The sequence below is a fragment of the Alkalihalophilus lindianensis genome (assembly GCF_032843265.1).
Taxonomy (GTDB): domain Bacteria; phylum Bacillota; class Bacilli; order Bacillales; family Bacillaceae_D; genus Alkalihalophilus; species Alkalihalophilus lindianensis.
Map to the genome: position 1 here is coordinate 1 of NZ_JAWJBA010000907.1, position 242 is coordinate 242.

A 242-nucleotide genomic window follows, 5' to 3' on the forward strand; every position below is an offset into this window, starting at 1 on the left:
GAGCCCTCTTTAAATTTACGCAAAACAGAAATTCTTTTTGCCTGGCTGAGATCCCCGTGAATTCCTTCTGCTGTATAGCCCCTTAAATTAAGTGCTTCAGCTAATTCATCAACACGGCGCTTTGTCCGCCCAAAAACGATTGCTAGTTCCGGTGATTGAATATCGAGAAGCCGGGTTAACACATCAAATTTATTCTTCTCCTGTACTTCCAGATAATACTGATCAATAGAAGGAACTGTCAT

General features: G+C 41.3%; 1 protein-coding gene. It reads right to left on the reverse strand.

Features of this window, described 5'->3' with window-relative positions:
• Nucleotides 1–242: helicase-related protein (locus RYX56_RS24740; protein WP_317124438.1), on the reverse strand; the 242-nt coding region annotated here is incomplete at both ends.